This window comes from Mycolicibacterium anyangense, from assembly GCF_010731855.1.
Lineage (GTDB): Bacteria > Actinomycetota > Actinomycetes > Mycobacteriales > Mycobacteriaceae > Mycobacterium > Mycobacterium anyangense.
The window spans coordinates 2,788,354-2,804,702 of record NZ_AP022620.1 but is presented as its reverse complement, the minus strand read 5'-3'; the positions used below and the strand labels follow the sequence as shown (position 1 = coordinate 2,804,702).

Genomic DNA, 16,349 nt, shown 5'->3' with positions numbered 1-16,349 from the left:
AGGCGCTTGGCTCTCCACTGAGGAGAAGGGCGCCTTCGCCCTGACTGTGTATGCAGGCTCGGTTTGCGTCCAAGCAGCATGTCAGCTTCGGACAAGCATTACTGAGGCACCCGGGTGCCACGGGCGAAAAACGGGACCCCGCACGTCAAATGTGCGGGGTCCCTGTCATATCCGCGGGTCCGCTGGCACTTACCTCAATTCCGGCGGCTAGCTTGGTTCGCGGCAGTCATCAGCGCCGACACCCGTTCAGCGACCATCACGCATCCTAGGTAGGTGTTGCCCGCGGGTATGGTCGGCATGGCGGAGGCGTCGACGACGCGCAGTCCGGACACCCCTCGCACCTGACATTCGGAATCGAGGACTTGACCCATCGGGCAGGTGCCAACCATATGGCCGTAGCTGATGATGATGCGCGCCAGGGCATCTCTGACTGCTGTTGGAGATACGAGATCATGCGGTTCGGCAGGCCGGCAGCCGAAATCGCGGAAAGCAGAAGACTGCTCCCAGTCGGCGATTCGCTGGAATGCGTGGCCGAGCCGGATGTCGACATCGTCCGGTAACGGAGGTGCTGTCACAACGGGCGGGGCCTGGGGATCTTGGGCGAGTTCGACACGTCCTTGTCCGGTGGACTTCAAGACATAGGCGAGCAGCAGGAAATCTCCCGGCCGAGTGAGGTCCGGAGACGGCGAGGGGAATACGTGGTAGTCGATTTCGCGGCCATTGGAGGAGCCGACGAGAACGGTCTGTGCGGGCCCACCGAGCATCTCTGTCGGCCCGTCATGGTGATAACGCAGGGCAGTGCCGAGGTGGTCACTCATCGTCAAACCGACCGGGAGGTTTGCGTGCACCGCGATGCCACGTGCTTCGAGCTCGTCCCGCGGGCCGATGCCTGATCTCATCAGCAGGGTCGGAGATCCAATCGCGCCGGCGGAAACGATGACCTCGTCGGCCGTCAGTGTTTCGCCACTCTCGAGGTTCACGCCGACCGCCTTGCCTCCTTCGATGATGATCGTCGACACAGGCGAGTGAGGCCGAATGGTGAGGTTCGCTCGTCCGCGGACCTGCTCGGTCAAATAAGCCGCGCTGACCGTCAGTCGTTGCCGTGAACTGTCGAGTGTTGCGGGAAAGGCTCCGATGCCCGGCAGCTGATCGGGGTCATTGACGTCGCCGACGCTTGGAACACCGATTTCACGCATGCCCTCGGCGAATGCCCGTTGAAAGGTGCTGTTCTCCTCGGATCTCCAACGGCTCACCGACAGTGGACCGCGATTGCCGTGGATCGGTGCGTCAGGAAAGTCCAGATCGCTTTCGGCTGCGATGAAGTACTGGCGAACATCACGCCAGCCCCAACCGTCGAGGCCGGCCTGCTCCCAGCCGTCGTAGTCCTGCGGCTGACCCCGGATCGTCGCCAGATAGTTGACGGCTGAGGTGCCACCCAAGACGTTGCCCGAAACCATCGGGATAACGCCGGTAGGGTGCGCCATCGTGGTGACCGTGGAGTTCGCCAGCGTCGACCAGACTTCGTGCGCCCGGCGCGGATCACGAACCTCTGCACCGTAGTTGTCAATGGGACCCGACTCCAAGAGCGTCACCGACATCAGGGGGTCTTCGCTCAACCGGGCCGCCAGCACCGCGCCTGTCGTACCGCCACCGACGACGATGACCGACCGCGCCGGTCGGTCAGCCGCGAACGCATCAGACGGGGCGGATCGCTGATCAGAAGTCATGTTGGCATTGCTCATGGGCTAACTATACGCATCGACAAGTCAGACCTATGATGTATTGGCTATATGCGTAGCTAGTATCCGGATTAAGATGCCAATACTGCAGCCGAGTGCGCGCAAGAAGTATACTGTGCGTTCTCGAAATGCGTCGCTATGTGGACGCCGGGTGGTCAGCTCGAACAGGGGTGTGTGCGCTCGTCGTTTCGATGGGCGGCGTGGATGGCCGGAGGTGTCTCCTCTGGAAAGAAGGACCGAGTCGTGGATCGTGGCGCCGTAGTTCGTCTTGCTTGGGACCTGGCCGAGGCCGTGCGGCCGGCTTTGGCCCCGTCCGCTCGCACGCGTGTGTTTACCGCACTCGGTGCCGGTGACACCGAACGTGCAATCGAGATGATTCTCTGCGAGCACAAGGGTTCTCCACATGGATTGGACCCCTCTCTCGCGGCGTCCGTCGAACGCTGGATCGACGGCAGGGCTGATGAAGCAGTCAGGCTCAGGCTCAAGGCTAGGCTGCGCTCCGTCACCTGTTCATCGCACGGTGGCGGCCCAGCGGTTCTGCCGTTGGACTGTCAGCCGATCGCAGCCGAAGTGGACCCCATGTCGCAGTGGGCGCTCGGATAAATGCGTCAACTCAGCGGTAGTATCGAACGCGAATTCCGGTACACAAGCGCATACTATCCATGGTTTGCTTAGATTCTGCGCAACTCATGGTTAGACTGCCGGCATGGTCGATTCTTCGTCAGCCGCCAACGTTGTGCCGGCTGCGGATGACGTGACTCCTTACATCCCTTCCGGGCGAGAAGAGCAGCTGTTCGCTGCGGCGCACGCCTGCGGGCTCGCGGTCATGCTGACCGGGCCAACAGGCTGCGGCAAGACCAAATTCGTTCAAGCCATGGCGGCCAAGCTGGGGCGTCCCCTGATCACGGTTGCGTGCCATGACGACCTCAGTGCTGCCGATCTGGTTGGTCGATACTTGTTGCAGGACGGTCGAACTGCCTGGTTCGACGGCCCGCTCACCCGGGCGGTTCGGACCGGTGCCATTTGTTACCTCGATGAGGTGGTAGAAGCGCGCCAGGACACGACAGTGGTCTTGCATCCGCTCACCGACCACCGTCGCGAACTCCACATCGATCGATTGGGCGAGACGCTGGCGGCCCCGCCGCAATTCCAGCTCGTCGTGTCCTACAACCCTGGCTACCAGAGCATCATCAAGGATCTCAAGGACAGCACACGCCAGCGCATGGTGGCCATTGCCATGGACTTCCCAGCTGCGAGCACCGAGGTCACAGTGCTGTGCCAGGAGGCGCTCGTCAGCAAGGAGCAAGCCACCGAGCTTGTCTCCCTTGGTGTCGCAATCCGCAAGGCCGGCCGTCTGGATCTTCGGGAGGTCGCCTCCACCCGGGCACTGGTGTCTGCGGCCCGGCTCATTGCGGTCGGCGTCCCGGCGCGCGAGGCTGCTACGGCGGCAATTGCCGGTCCGCTGTCCGACGAGCCGTCGATCCAGGCCGGGTTGACGGAACTGATCGAGAGCTATCTGGCCGAGTGACCCAACCGCAGGGGATTGGCGGTTCTGCCGCCGCCGATCACGATGCCGATGAGAGTCGGCTCCAGCGGTTGTCGTTTCTCGCAAGTGCGTTAGCCGCGCGTCCGATCGACGTCACCTATGCGGCGAACGGTCGGGCACGGACCGATGGACGTTCGATATTCGTTGCCGCCGAGGCCGATTGGAAGACATCGCGCAAACAGGTGCTTGTCCACGCTGCACTGCTCGCCGGCGGGATGACGGCTGAACAGCTCAGGCCACTACGGCGGCGACGGGAGGGGTTGCAGCGGTACTTCCTGCTTCAAATCCTCTGCGCGGCTGCCGCTCCGACCGTAGAGGGCGCGATAATCCAACGCGGAGTCGATGATCTCCCGACTGGAGTGCTTCCTCCACATGGCCCCGCCGACGTCATGCGTCGCGCACTGAGCGTTGAAGACCTCCCTGCCGCGCCGGCCTGCTGGGGCACAATCGATGTGCGACTGCTGAGGTCTGCTGGCGCCGTGGCCGATCCGGCTGCGGGTCGGCCCGCGGCTTCGGCGCTCAGCGACATGCTCGATGAGGATCAAGGGCAATGCCTCGAACTTGATGACGGAGGCTCGGAGCCGGACGGCTTGTTCGATTCGCCGACAGGCAGTGGCTTCCTACGCCGACTGTTCCAGAATGTGGCAGGTGTGCAACGGGCGCGCACGACCGACAGCCCGGAGGGTGCCGAGTCATCGGCCGGATCGGCGATGCGAGGTCGGTTGACCGGCGCAGTCCGTCCGGCCACGAGCTGGCGGGGTGGCAGGGGTCGCGCAGCCGATCCACCCGGCCTGTCCCGCCTGCAATACCCTGAGTGGGACCACGTTTCGCAGACTTTCAAAGCCGATTGGTGCCACGTCGTGGCTACCTCGGCAACCGATTGTCCGGTGATCAGCGGTGGCGAGGTAGCCGGTGGGATCACAGCAGCAACGTTGGTCCCACGCCTGCTACGGGCTTTGTCGACAGTCGGGATGAGGTCTATTCCAGTCGGCCGGCTTTCGGACGGTCCTGAGCTGGACATCGACGCGGCGATCGATGCCATCGTCGACCCCGGGGCCGACCAGGATGCCGTCTACTCTCGTGCATTGCCCCGCTATCGAGATCTGGCCATTCTCGTGCTTCTGGACGCCTCGGCTTCCACGAAGGACCCGAGTTCTGCCGGTGGCATGGTGTTCTCACTGCAGGCACAGCTCGCCTGGGCTGTCATCGCCGCGACGACGCGATTGGGTTGCCGCACATCGGCGATGGCGTTTCAGGGAATGGGGCGCAAGTCGGTGAAACTGAGCTCTCTGAAAGACTTCGACTCGGTGCGGGAGGCACAGTTCTTGCGTCGGATTGCGGAGGTGGAACCGGGGGGTTACACCCGTACCGGCGCCGCCGTCCGCCACGGCACGCATGTGCTGAGCACTCGGTCTGGTGCGTCACGGGCCTTGCTTGTGGTGATCACCGACGGATTGCCGTACGACATTGGCTACACCGACGATTACGCGCGTGCCGATACCGCCCATGCTTTGGCTGAGGCGCGCGCGTCCGGGATCGGTTGCGTATGCCTGTCGGTGGGCTCCGATAATCCGAACGCTGAATTGGCGCGTGTCTTTGGGGGGTCGACGACGGCCATACTTCCCGACAGTTCTGAACTGCCCGAAATGGCACGGCGCCTGTTCATTGATGCGCTGAAAGGAGCCGATCTTCGTCGACGCCTTGCGCACTGACTACGACGCCTGATGGGGTGCGCCACCCGACTATCTGACGGAGCAGAACGGATATGAGGCGGGAGCGCGACTTTGGCGTGTCGCGGCATTGGCCTCAGTTACGTATTCCATTGCTGTACTAGAAAATTGGCTATTGATTTAGCGTATGTGCGACACTAATGTCGCACATATGGTGAGCTCCGAACAACGCGCCGTCGGTCCAGCGACCGGCGGCAATCAACGTCCTGTCGCCGGTCGCTGGACCGGCGCATTCATCGCGCTTGGCGCAGTCTTTGCCCTGGTGGCCTTGGTCGCTATCGCCCGGTGGGGCTTGCAGGGCCCACACTCGGTAAATCCGGGCCCGGACGAGTTCGGTGGCGTAAAACTCGTCATCCTGCGTGTGCTCGAGTGGGGCCAGTTCGCAGCGTTTCTGGTCCTGGTGGGATGGTTCGTCGTCAAACCCCTCGTCGAACGCCGCGGCCTCGGGTTCGATGGAATCTTCATCCTTGTTTCCTTCGCGATGAACATCTGGGATCCGCTGGACAATTACTTCGTCTTCGCCTTTCAGTACAACGCACATTTCCTCAACGTCGGTTCGTGGGGCGGCTTCATCCCCGGTTGGCAGGGTCCGCACCCAGAACTCTGGGCCGTGCCGCTGGGGTTCATCTTTGGCTGCTATACGTGGTCGTGGTATGCCGCTGTTCGGCTCGGTAGCTTCATCTACCACCGACTGGTGGTGGCCCGGCCGGATTGGGCGCAGTGGCAACGCTACGGGTTGGTCTATCTCGCAGTTGTCGCCCAAAGCGCGATCAGCGAGATCATCTTCATTCGCCTCGAACACTGGACCTACCCAACTCAGAACTCGTTCTTCGTCATTGGTCACGGTCAGTACGGCTGGCCCTGGTTCAACTGCATCATCTACGGCATGACCTGGATGGTGATGGTGTGGCTTCGCGAGTCCGCCAATCAAGACAACGGGCAGGGATTGTCGTTCGTCGAGAGGGGCATCGATCGCTACCAGATCGGCAGTCTGCAGAAGACCACACTGCGCTTCCTCGCCATTTTCGGCTTCGTGAGCGCGGTCTACATCCTGATCTACTTCGTTCCCTTCAACGTGATCATGATGAACGGAACACCGGTAACCGACCTGCCGTCCTACTTCCCGGTCCCTTGGGGCGGTCGATGATCTGACTGCGACATAATGAGTTGATGCGCGCATCGTCACGCCCACGTCGTGCCGATGCGCGCATCGCTCGTGAACGGATCCTGGCCGCAGCGGTGAGTGTCTTGGGGACTGAGCCGCTGGTGTCCTTGGAGCGGGTTGCGCAACTGGCAGGTGTGCATCGCGCGACTGTCTACCGGCACTTCCCGTCCCGCGAGCACCTTATCGAGGCGGTGGTGGAACAAGCGCTGGTCGAGGGGCGCGACGTGGTGGATCGCACGGCACGGCACCCCGTCGGCGAGAAGGCGGTGTACGTCCTTGCCGCTGAAACCACTCAATACGAAGATCGCTATTCTTTCCTCATCGGCTTGCCGGAGGTCGCGGCTGCGGGCCCGGACCCGATCGGGCTTTCCGCGCTCATGCAAAGCTGGCAGGAACACGATGTACTGCGCGATGACATGAGTCCCCAATGGTTGGCGGCGACCTTCGTCGCCCTGGCCCAGGCGTTGCTCGCCCCGGGCGCGGTTCTCCCGGGTCAACTACCGCATGAGGTGCTGGCCGCTATGTTCCTGCGGGGCGCTTCGGCAAGCGACTGAAGAGCTGCGGCCGGTGCGGCGTGGTTTGGGCCCACCGCATCGCATCGCGGCGCTCTCAGACGATCCATGTCCATTCATAGGTGTGCTTGAGGCTCTGGCTCATGTGCAAGGTCTCGGTCCGTAGCACCCCGGGTATGAACGTGATCTCCTCATTGACAGCGGCCATGATCGAACTGTGATCTCGTGCAGTCATTACAAGAATAAGAGCGAAATCGTCGAGAACGTGGGTGATTTGGGAGATGTCGTCCCGTGCCGCGAGTATCGCTGCGATGGACTCAACCGTGCCGGGCTCCGCGGTGATCAGCACGAAGGCATAGGCATATCGGCCGAATGCGAGCAGGTTCGTCACAGCCTGAATGCGGAACACGCGTTCGTTCAGCATGCGCTTGATTCGTCCGCGAATGGTCCCTTCCGAGAATCCGAGCTCAGCGGCGATGCTTCGATTACTCCGGCGTGCGTTTTTCTGCAGCAGCTGGATGATCTCCAGATCGACGCCGTCGACGGTGTCGCTGGGCTGTGCTTGGGGTGTGGTTCCGGGGTTATGGAAACTCGCCCAGTTCGAGTCGTACTTCAGGACGTCGAGAGCAAGAGTGCCGTGAACTCCTTCGACGCCGTCAATAGCGGTCAAGACTGTTCCGAACATCTCCGCAGTGTGTGCGCGATCTCGGCACACCACGGGTAGAACGATATCGAAGCGCCCTGAAGTAACTGTGACACCGATGGTTTCGGGCAGCGCAGCTAACTTGGCCGCGACATCCTGGACTGAGCGCCCTCGTACTCGAAGGAGGGCGAAGTTGAATTCGCGATGGCCGAACAATCTGATGTCGGTCACGGCCACGACTCGCATGATGCCGGCATCTTCCATTCGGCGGAGCCGAGCAGCGACCGTCACCTCGTTGACACCGAGTCGCTGTGCCAAGGAGCGGTTGCTCTCGCGTCCGTCGAAGCGGAGCCGATTGATCAGAGCGCGATCGAGGTCACTGATCTCCGTTGCGCGCTGATGGTGGGGAGCTGTGCTCGGATCGCTCTCTTGTGCGATCGCCTCGGGCTCGCGCGCCACATCATCATCCTGTCGCTCGGCACGGGTTAGCAGCGCCGTCACTCTATGGCATTGTGGCAACCCTTCCGTGCATAGACTGCCGAATGCGCCAGCAGATGCGCCACAGACTACGCAGAGTATCGTAAAGCCAAGGCCCTCGCGTAAGTTTGCTCCCAGCATTGTGTGCCGTAACGGACGAGATGGCTGGTGAAGAATCAGGTTCCCGACAGTCATCCTGATCGGTTTGCTCAGAACAGCTTGACGCGGGTCGCCACAGCGGTCACACGCAGTGGCCTGCAACGTCCTGTGCGGCTGTCGTTCAGAACCAAACCAGATGTAGACGGCGGCCCGCGCAGAGCGCCGGACGATGGCTGCGTGCGACGAAAAGCTCTGCCGATTGCGTCGCCGTATGCCGTCGGGTTGGCGGGCCTGCCGGCTAGCGCCCAGGGTCTCGGCTGGCGGCCTCGCGCATCGTCGGGCGCGGCAATGGGCAACAGGCCGTGGTATCCCGCACCGTGGCGGTGCGGCTCTCAAGGGTGCAAGTGGCTGGAGAATTTATCGCAGCTGTTGCGCACTGAAACTACGCGTTCTTGACACTCACAAGCCAAGTACTGGCACCTTCCGATGCGAATCATCTGTATCTCACGCGAGTGATGTGGTAGACATCTCACTTGTACTGCACATGTGAGACTCGTGAGGTAAGGCATGCGGCACATTGACGGCAACGGTGACCGTTAACGCTCGGACCGAAAGCTCGGTCACCCTATTGACGACAGCCAGAGGCGCGGCCGAGAGAGTGGCGGCCCGCTTGGTTGCCATCCCGATGCGCAGCATGGCGACGACCGGCCGCAGTGTGCACTTGGCGCTGGCGGTGCTTCGCTACGCGGTAGTCGATACGGTGAAACTGCGGATACCTGTCGGAGAGATGATTGTCCAGGCGTGGGGTTTGCTGAAAGTGACAGCCACTCCTGCTTTGTTGATGGCCATCCCGATCGGCGCGATGGTGTCGGTGCAGGTGTCCGGGTTGGTCAACCAGGTCGGTGCCAGCTCGCTCGTGGGTGCCGCGAGCGGAGTCGGAGTCATTCGGCAGGGTGCGGCGATCACGGCCGGCTTGCTCATGGGCGGTGCAGCGGCATCGGCAATCGCGTCCGATCTCGGCGCCCGGCAGATCCGAGAAGAGCTCGACGCGCTGCGCGTGCTGGGAATCGATCCGGTGCGGCGACTTGTGGTCCCGCGCTTCCTTGCCCTGATCATGATTGCGCCGATTCTGTGCACACTGATCATCGCGTCGGCAGTGGGGGCCGCCTTCATGCTTGCGGTGACAGTCAGCGATGTGACGTCAGGGAGCTTCTGGATGTCATTTGGCTCGTTCGCGAAGATGGTCGACGTCTGGTTCGCCATGGGCAAGGCGGTCATCTTCGGCGCCATCGTTGCCGTCATCTCTTCGCAGCGCGGAATGGAGGCCAAGGGTGGTCCACGTGGTGTCGCTGATGCCGTCAATTCATCGGTGGTGCTCAACGTCGTCGGAATTGTGCTGGTGAACCTGGTGATGACTCAGTTGCAAGCGATGTTCTTCCCCATGGAGGTGTCCTAGTGGCGGTGCCGAAGGGCGGAAGTGCAGTTCCTGCTAGGCGTTTCAGCCTTCCCGGCAGGCCGGTCGGGGCGATTCGGCGGACCTCCGAAACCGCCGGGCAGTGGGTGGTATTCATCGGGCAGACACTGTGGCTGCTTCCGCTGACGGTGCGCCAGTATCGGCGGCAGACGCTACAAGAGATGAATAGCCTTGCCTGGGGAAGAGGCTCGCTCATCGTCGACGGTGGCGTGATCAGTGTTTTGGTCATCCTCGGCCTGGCGGTCGGCGCATCGGTGGCCATCGAGGCGTTCGCCACCCTGAACCTGCTCGGCTTCGGCGCATTGTCCGGGATCGTCGGTGGTTTGGCGAATGTGCGCGAGATGGCTCCTCTGGTCGCAGGCATCGCATTCGCCACCCAGGCCGGTTGCCGTATGACCGCCGAGATCGGCTCGATGCGGATCGCTGATGAGATCGACGCGACCGAGGCGATGGGACTCAGAGCCATCCCATTCGTGGTCGGAACCCGCCTGGTTGGTGGCATGTTGTGTGTTGTGCCGGGCTTCTTGCTGACGCTCGTGGTCAGCTTCTTCGTCTCGGACTTCATGTTGCGCGTTCTGTACAGTCAGCCGGGCGGTACCTACCAGCACTACTTCGTGCAGTTTCTGTCCCCGACCGATATCGCGTATGCAGTCATCAAGGCCGTCGTGTTCTGTGCGGCTGTCACGCTGATCCATTGCTACTACGGATATTTCGCCTCCGGAGGCCCCGTCGGTGTAGGCCAGGCGTCAGGTCGTGCCGTTCGGGCGAGCCTCGTGGTGATCATGGTCCTGGACTTCATGCTCACGGTCACCCTGTGGGGCCTGCGTCCCGAGTTCGTTTTCAAAGGCTAGGAAGGGCAGGGCACAAGAATGTTGTTCCGAGCTTCGGCCGAAGAAGAAGCGCGTCGTCTGGCATTTGTCGGGCTAGGACTCTTTCTCGCTGTCGCGTTGGCGATAACGCTGTGGGTGCTGAATCCGTTCGGCGGTCGGCCGGCGAATCAGCTGTCCTTGACCATCGATACGCCGTACTCCGGGCAAGGAGTGGTGAGCGGGACACCGGTCATCATGCACGGTGTCAAGGTCGGTGAGGTCAAGAATGTTTCGAGCATGGCTGACGGTGGTGTCCGGCTCAATGTTGATCTTCAGGGACCGTCAGCAGCAGGTCTCACCGACACCTTTGGAATTGACTACCGGCCGGCCAACTACTTCGGTATCACCGGTATCAACGTAGTCAAAGGTGAAGGGGGGCAACCACTCCGTGACGGAATGCGAATCACCACAGTTCCACGCGGCAACTTTGCCCTACAGACTCTGTTGTCAAGGCTCGGGCAGATCACCCAGGGAGTGGTCACACCACAGCTGGTGGGCGTCATCGACCGATCGACCCGATACATCAACGGCATGGAGCCACTGTTGGAGACCATGTTGACGGTGACCAGAGCTGTCGACAATGTCCAAACCGTCAGTACCGCAAGGCTTCTCGAAAATGCGACCGGGCTGAGTGTCGCATTCCCCGCCTTCACCGATGCGCTCATCAAAACGGGCACCGAGTTCGACAATTCGGGCCTGGTCGTGCTCGACGACGGCGGCGCAACAGTGACCGAGGAATTCTGGCAGAATCGGTACCTACCGACGGTCGAGCTGACCGCGAAGGGTTTGTTTGGTGCCGCTGGCAAGCTGGAATCCTCCCACGTCAGTGACCTGCTGCCAGTAGTCGGCATCACGAAGATCTTGTCCGACACAGTTCCGGGATTGGTGCGCCCCGACGACATCGCCGCAACGCTGGTCGAGCTTCGGCGTCGGTTCGAAAGCCTCTACGGCGGTTCACCGGAACAACGCGCCCTGCAAGTACATATCGTGCTGGATGCGCTTCCCGGCATGGCCGCACCGCTTGGTGAGATGGGAGTCGCGCCGTGAAGCCGAGAGCCGCGTTGTGGCGGTTTGCCCTGAGTGCGGCGCTCGCAGTGGTTGTTTTCATCATTTTGGCGAACGTCATGCTCCAGCCGGTCCACAGTGAAACGCGTTCGTATACAGCTGATTTCACCGACGTATCCGGCCTTCATCTGGACGCGGACGTCCGGGTACGCGGGGTTCGGGTCGGCAAGGTGAACTCGATCGCGCTGGAGCGTAGAAGCGGCCAGAGCCTCGCAGCAGTCGGATTCACGCTGGACAAGCGCTACGGGGTGAGCTCCGCGACTCGTCTTGCGGTCAAGTACCAGGCCCTCACCGGCCTGCGCTATGTGGACGTCATGAACCCGTCTGATGCGGGTCCCAACACTGCCACCGTGACGCACATACCCACCACGATGACGCAGCCGTCGCTGGACATCACCACGTTGTTCAACGGCCTGCAGCCTGTCTTCGCGACATTGAGCCCAGAGGAGATCAATACCTTCACGGCCAACGCGGCGGCGTACCTCTCCGGTGACGGCAGCGGCGTCGGGCCGATGCTCGACAGCATCAGGAAACTGACGGCCTTTGTCTCCGATCGTCAGGAGGTTGTGGCCACTCTGATGCAGAACCTGACTGCGGTGGCGGACAAGCTCGGTGGTCACAGCAAGGACATGGTGCAAATTCTCAAGTGGGTGAACCGTCCGATGGATCAAGCACTGCTCATCCTCGACGAATTCCGCAAGTCCGATCTCTATGGGCTCGGATTCACCAGTGTCGTCGTGCGGCTGTTGCACAACGCCGGCATCAAGCCTGGAATCAACTTGGACACCGCCTTCGACAAGGCGTTCACGAATCTCGACAACGCCGTTGAGGCGTTCAAGTTGGTTCCTGTGATGTGGGACAACATCGAACCCCCGCAGAAGGAGGGTGTTCCGCTCACCTGCTCGCGGGGTCGAGCCCAACTCCCGGCGACCATGGATGTGCTTCTCAACGGACATCGGGTGGTGTTATGCAATCAGTGAAGTTCCTGCGCAACCCCACCGTGTGGGGAGCGGCGGCCCTGGTCTTCGTTGCGGTGGCCGCGATGGTCATTGCCTTGGTGTACGTAAGTCCTCCCGGGGAGAAGACCGTCAGCTTCTATACCGATGACGCAGCATCAGTCCGGCCTGGTGACACGGTACGGATCGCCGGTGTCACCGTAGGAAAGGTGAAAAGCCTTGCAATCGAGCCGAATCAAGTCAAGGTCGACACCACGGTCAAAGGCGATGCCTTCGTCGGCGACCAGTCCCAGGTCGATGTCCGGATGCTGACGGTCGTCGGTGGTTATTACGTCAACGTAGTCTCTCTGGGCGACAAGCCACTGGGGGACAGAGTCATTCCGCGGGAACGTGTCACGATGCCCTACAGCCTGGTGCGCACACTCACCGATGCGGTGTCGATCACAGATCAGATCAAGACGAAGCCGATCAACGAATCCCTGGATGAGATCTCGAAGGGATTGACCGGTACCAACGTCGATTCGCTGAGTGCGGTGATCAACGCCGGCAATTCGTTGACCCAGACGATCGACAAGCAGCGCGGTCAGATTTCGGCGATCCTGAATCTCTCCGACGAGTACATCCAGGAATTGAGTAACTCAACCGCCGAACTCAAGGAGGTGATCTCCAAAGTCTCGATACTCGAGCAGACGTTGACGGTGTATGGCAAGGGGTTCGGCGCTGCGTTGATGGGCATGGGCGATCTCGGCGACGCCATTGGGCCCATCGCGCCGTTCTACAACGCACATCGGGAGCGGTTCCTGGAGAAGATCCACAACTGGCAGGCGATTTTCCGGAGTTGGGCCGATCGGAGCGGCATCATCGTTCGTGGACTCCGTCGGGTACGTGACAAGCTAGATCGCGTTCTCGACGCTCAGAACGCGCGGCCAGAACTGCTCGCAACCGACGTGTGCATCCCGATGCCGGGGAGTGCGTGTTGATGCGTTATCACCTCGGAGTCTCATTGCACCGCGCTGCGCTGTCTGGCGCTACCCTCGCTGCGGTTGCCGCCGCGGCGGTGTCATGCGCCACCCCATCGGCTTCCCCAGCAAGCAGCAACAGCGCCGACTATTGCGCCGTGATGCCCGACAGCATTGGGCTCTACGTCGGAAATCCCGTGACGCAGATGGGCTTTCCCATCGGGAAGGTGAAATCGGTTACACCGAGCGCGAAGAGCGTCAGGGTCGATTTCACTTTGACCGATGATCGGCCGCTGCCCAGTGATGTGCGCGCGGTCGTTCGCTCACCATCGGTTCTCGCCGATCGTGCCCTGGAGATGGTCGGCAATTATGAGAAGGGTCCCCGGCTCAAGCCGGGGGAGTGTGTCCCATTGGACCGCTCGCTCACACCGAAGTCGCTGTCCCAGGTGATCGGGTCGACAACCGAGTTCGTGAATGCGATCAATCCCAAGGATTCGACCAATGTCGGCGGAACTGTTGCCGGACTCGATCAGCTCATGCGCGGCAATGGAGAGGCCACTAACAAGCTGCTGACTTCCACCTCGGCACTGCTCGACAGCCCCGACCGGGCGATCAGCGAGATGGGATCGATCGTCACCAATCTCGCTGACCTCACCACCTTCCTGAGCGATGTCAGAGGGCCGATGAAGCAGATCCTCCTCGATGCGGTGACCACGACCCCCGACCTCAATCGATCTCTCGACGGTGGCACACGCCTAGTCCGCCCGTTCCCCGCATTGATCACAGCCGTCGGTGACCTCGAGCAGCATGCCGGTGATGAGATCCAGCTGACCCTGGATTCCATGTCGGACGCGCTCAGAAAGATGACTCCGCACGCCAACGCGATGGCCGATCTGTTCAATCCGGTGCCATGGTGGATCAACACATTCGCCAATCATGTCAACAATCGGGGCCTCAGCATCCGGTATCGGCCCCCGATGTATCGAATTCCCACACACGACGGGCTGTTGCAATGTGGATACATGAACGCTCAGGTGCCGGGCAGCTGCATGGACGTCGCCGGCCAGCCCTACGCGGTCGATGTCGCGCTGCTGCAATACGTTCTGACGATGGCCAACAAACGATGAACCGTGCGATTCCGTCGTTACTGGCGTTGTTGAGCGCAGTCGTCCTGCTCACATCCTGTTCGTCGCTATCGGTGAACAATCTGCCCCAACCGGGCAAGTCCTACAGCGACGGCTACGACATCGTCATGGAGTTCGCCAACGTCCTCAACCTGCCGGACAGGGCCAAGGTCGTCATCGACGGGACGGCGGTCGGGGTGGTGACCAAGGTGGCCAGCGCCCGCGATCACGTCGACGTGACAGCGCGCATCGAGCCGAGCGTGACGGTGCCGTCGAATGCGCATGCGACGCTGCAGCAGGCCACCGTCCTCGGTGACATCTACGTTGCGCTTGAACGCTCCCAACAAGATTCCGCGACTACTGCGCTGTCAGCTGGTGGTCGGATCCCCCTGTCGAACACGACGTCGCCGCCACAACTCGAAGACACCATCGCCAACATGGCGAACTTCGTGGCCAGCGGGTCGATTCAGCGGGTGCAGCAAGCCATCATCGGCATCAACAGGGTCACCCCGCCCGAACCCGACGTTCGAAAGCTGACCACGCGGGTCGCTGTCGACCTCTCCGATCTGGCCAGCAATATGGATCTCGTCGATCAGTGGCTCGACGGTGTCTCACGAGCCGGAGATGTCATGGCCGTCCATGTGCCGGACTTCCAGCACTGGTTCTCCCCGGCCGGAATGCTTGGGTTCGACCGGGGCACAACAACTGCGTCATACGTCGGGTTGTTGCTCCCATCTATCGGCAGTATCTACAACGGCGGCTTCTGGTTGGTACCGCTGCTGGATTCGCTCGGCGTCACGATGGGGGCGATTCAACACAGCAAGTGGGCCGTCGAAGACGAAGTGCCTCACTGGAGAAAGCTTTTCACGGACTTCTTCCTTCCGGTCGACAAGAACCCGGCGATCAACATCACCTCGATTCAGGGACCAGACGGGCGAGAACTCTCCGGCAATATCCAAGACGTGCTGCGAATTCTGGGAGCAACGCCATGAGGCTACGTGACGCGGTGTCGTTTACCGTCTTTGCGGCGATCATCGCTCTGTCGATCACCTACATCGCGTCCTTCGGACTACGACTCGGGCCGCCGTCGGATCGGACCAACCTGTCGATGACGGTCGCCGACGTCAACGGACTGGTCGTGGGATCCAATGTGTTATTGCGCGGTGTGCCAGTGGGCAAGGTGACCGGAATCCAATCCACTGTTTCCGATGCCACGGTCGACTTCTATATCGACCGCAGCCAGCCCATCCCGGTCGACACCGATGTACGCCTGGACAACTTGTCGGCCCTCGGCGAGACGTATCTTGGCTTACTGCCACGCACCTCTGACGGCCCGATGTTGAAGAACGGTCAACGGATCGCCGCCGAACGAGTGCACCAACCGGCTTCGATCTCGGAACTGGCCGCCAGCGTCGTCCGGGTGATGAATCAACTCGACCCTGATCAACTCAAACGCATCGTCAACGAAGCCGACGCGGCGCTACCGGATCCGGGTTCGGTGCTGCCGAACCTCGCCCGCACGAGCTTGCTGCTGCGAAACACCACCGCAGGCATGAATGGCCGTGGGCAAACGGTGTTGGCGAATATGCAGACACTGCTGCAGAACGCGGACTGGCTTGGCCCGACGCTGACCAGCTTGGTCGACCCCTTCACCAAGATTGGGCCACTGATCCACTCGACCTACGGCGCAGCCATGAAGGTGGTACTTGTGAACGGTCCGCCGGGGCTACGGCTGTTCCAGTCGCTGCTCGCCCGGCTGCAGAAGTTCCTCGACGACCGTGCGCCCGATCTCAAGGTGATCTCCGAAGCTCTTCTGCCCAAGATGAACGGCATCGCCGGATCGTTGATGAACTTCGACACCGGCCAGATCCTGTCGAACATGCTCGCAGCGGTTCCTGAGGACGGTGCTATCACACTGCATGTCACCGTTCCGGATCCGGCGGGATCTTGAGAGCGAGACTCACCCGTGACCGAAAGCCCCATTGAGAGAA

14 protein-coding genes are annotated in these 16,349 nt (G+C 61.4%); 12 read left to right on the top strand and 2 right to left on the bottom strand.

The features are described from left to right. Positions 1-194 precede the first annotated feature (194 nt). Positions 195-1,742, bottom strand: coding sequence for a GMC family oxidoreductase (locus G6N35_RS13005; protein ID WP_163804619.1), 1,548 nt, complete (start codon positions 1,740-1,742; stop codon positions 195-197). A gap of 703 nt (positions 1,743-2,445) precedes the next feature. Between G6N35_RS13005 and G6N35_RS13000 the strand changes: the two genes are divergently transcribed. From G6N35_RS13000 to G6N35_RS12985, 4 genes are all read left to right on the top strand, one after another. Continuing rightward, positions 2,446-3,267, top strand: coding sequence for an AAA family ATPase (locus tag G6N35_RS13000; protein ID WP_163804618.1), 822 nt, complete (start codon positions 2,446-2,448; stop codon positions 3,265-3,267). Beyond that, positions 3,264-4,997: a nitric oxide reductase activation protein NorD gene (locus tag G6N35_RS12995; protein WP_163804617.1), complete on the top strand. Its 1,734-nt coding sequence runs from the start codon at positions 3,264-3,266 to the stop codon at positions 4,995-4,997. The genes G6N35_RS13000 and G6N35_RS12995 overlap by 4 nt, the downstream gene beginning before the upstream one ends. A 169-nt stretch (positions 4,998-5,166) precedes the next feature. Next, positions 5,167-6,162 carry a spirocyclase AveC family protein gene (locus tag G6N35_RS12990; RefSeq protein WP_163804616.1) on the top strand — a complete coding sequence of 332 codons (996 nt, stop codon included), beginning with the start codon at positions 5,167-5,169 and terminating at the stop codon, positions 6,160-6,162. A gap of 23 nt (positions 6,163-6,185) precedes the next feature. Then, positions 6,186-6,734 (top strand): TetR/AcrR family transcriptional regulator, encoded by a 549-nt coding sequence (locus G6N35_RS12985; RefSeq protein ID WP_163804615.1) that lies wholly within the window; start codon positions 6,186-6,188, stop codon positions 6,732-6,734. A gap of 55 nt (positions 6,735-6,789) precedes the next feature. Here the strand turns inward: G6N35_RS12985 and G6N35_RS12980 are convergent, their stop codons facing one another. Then, on the bottom strand, positions 6,790-7,836 hold the full coding sequence (locus G6N35_RS12980; protein WP_163804614.1) for an Lrp/AsnC family transcriptional regulator: 1,047 nt from the start codon (positions 7,834-7,836) through the stop codon (positions 6,790-6,792). 760 nt (positions 7,837-8,596) lie between these two features. On the opposite strand from G6N35_RS12980, the gene G6N35_RS12975 reads away from it, so the two are divergent. The 8 genes from G6N35_RS12975 to G6N35_RS12940 all read left to right on the top strand — a co-directional run bounded on the left by G6N35_RS12975 (position 8,597) and on the right by G6N35_RS12940 (position 16,309). After that, complete coding sequence (locus G6N35_RS12975) at positions 8,597-9,367, top strand: ABC transporter permease (protein ID WP_099250832.1); 771 nt, start codon at positions 8,597-8,599, stop codon at positions 9,365-9,367. Between the two features lie 71 nt (positions 9,368-9,438). Further along, the gene (locus G6N35_RS12970) at positions 9,439-10,236 is read left to right on the top strand and encodes an ABC transporter permease (RefSeq protein ID WP_233211460.1); all 798 of its coding nucleotides are present in this window, start codon (positions 9,439-9,441) and stop codon (positions 10,234-10,236) included. 18 nt (positions 10,237-10,254) lie between these two features. Continuing rightward, entirely contained in the window at positions 10,255-11,301 is a 1,047-nt protein-coding gene (locus G6N35_RS12965; RefSeq protein WP_163804613.1) for an MlaD family protein, read from the top strand. Beyond that, a complete protein-coding gene (locus G6N35_RS12960) occupies positions 11,298-12,299 on the top strand; it encodes an MlaD family protein (RefSeq protein WP_246224297.1) in 1,002 nt (333 codons plus the stop codon). The genes G6N35_RS12965 and G6N35_RS12960 overlap by 4 nt, the downstream gene beginning before the upstream one ends. Further along, positions 12,287-13,255 (top strand): MlaD family protein, encoded by a 969-nt coding sequence (locus G6N35_RS12955; RefSeq protein WP_179967355.1) that lies wholly within the window; start codon positions 12,287-12,289, stop codon positions 13,253-13,255. The genes G6N35_RS12960 and G6N35_RS12955 overlap by 13 nt, the downstream gene beginning before the upstream one ends. Further along, complete coding sequence (locus G6N35_RS12950; protein WP_163804611.1) at positions 13,255-14,361, top strand: MlaD family protein; 1,107 nt, start codon at positions 13,255-13,257, stop codon at positions 14,359-14,361. Before G6N35_RS12955 ends, G6N35_RS12950 begins: the two co-directional genes overlap by 1 nt. After that, positions 14,358-15,350: an MlaD family protein gene (locus G6N35_RS12945; RefSeq protein WP_163804610.1), complete on the top strand. Its 993-nt coding sequence runs from the start codon at positions 14,358-14,360 to the stop codon at positions 15,348-15,350. The genes G6N35_RS12950 and G6N35_RS12945 overlap by 4 nt, the downstream gene beginning before the upstream one ends. Beyond that, a complete protein-coding gene (locus G6N35_RS12940) occupies positions 15,347-16,309 on the top strand; it encodes an MlaD family protein (protein ID WP_163804609.1) in 963 nt (320 codons plus the stop codon). The genes G6N35_RS12945 and G6N35_RS12940 overlap by 4 nt, the downstream gene beginning before the upstream one ends. Positions 16,310-16,349 lie beyond the last annotated feature (40 nt).

Bases quoted from the DNA above. Each gene is read 5' to 3' on its own strand.
- G6N35_RS13005 (WP_163804619.1), bottom strand. From the start codon at position 1,742: ATGAGCAATGCCAACATGACTTCTGATCAGCGATCCGCCCCGTCTGAT.
- G6N35_RS13000 (WP_163804618.1), top strand. From the start codon at position 2,446: ATGGTCGATTCTTCGTCAGCCGCCAACGTTGTGCCGGCTGCGGATGAC.
- G6N35_RS12990 (WP_163804616.1), top strand. From the start codon at position 5,167: ATGGTGAGCTCCGAACAACGCGCCGTCGGTCCAGCGACCGGCGGCAAT.
- G6N35_RS12985 (WP_163804615.1), top strand. From the start codon at position 6,186: ATGCGCGCATCGTCACGCCCACGTCGTGCCGATGCGCGCATCGCTCGT.
- G6N35_RS12975 (WP_099250832.1), top strand. From the start codon at position 8,597: ATGCGCAGCATGGCGACGACCGGCCGCAGTGTGCACTTGGCGCTGGCG.
- G6N35_RS12965 (WP_163804613.1), top strand. From the start codon at position 10,255: ATGTTGTTCCGAGCTTCGGCCGAAGAAGAAGCGCGTCGTCTGGCATTT.
- G6N35_RS12955 (WP_179967355.1), top strand. From the start codon at position 12,287: ATGCAATCAGTGAAGTTCCTGCGCAACCCCACCGTGTGGGGAGCGGCG.
- G6N35_RS12950 (WP_163804611.1), top strand. From the start codon at position 13,255: ATGCGTTATCACCTCGGAGTCTCATTGCACCGCGCTGCGCTGTCTGGC.
- G6N35_RS12945 (WP_163804610.1), top strand. From the start codon at position 14,358: ATGAACCGTGCGATTCCGTCGTTACTGGCGTTGTTGAGCGCAGTCGTC.
- G6N35_RS12940 (WP_163804609.1), top strand. From the start codon at position 15,347: ATGAGGCTACGTGACGCGGTGTCGTTTACCGTCTTTGCGGCGATCATC.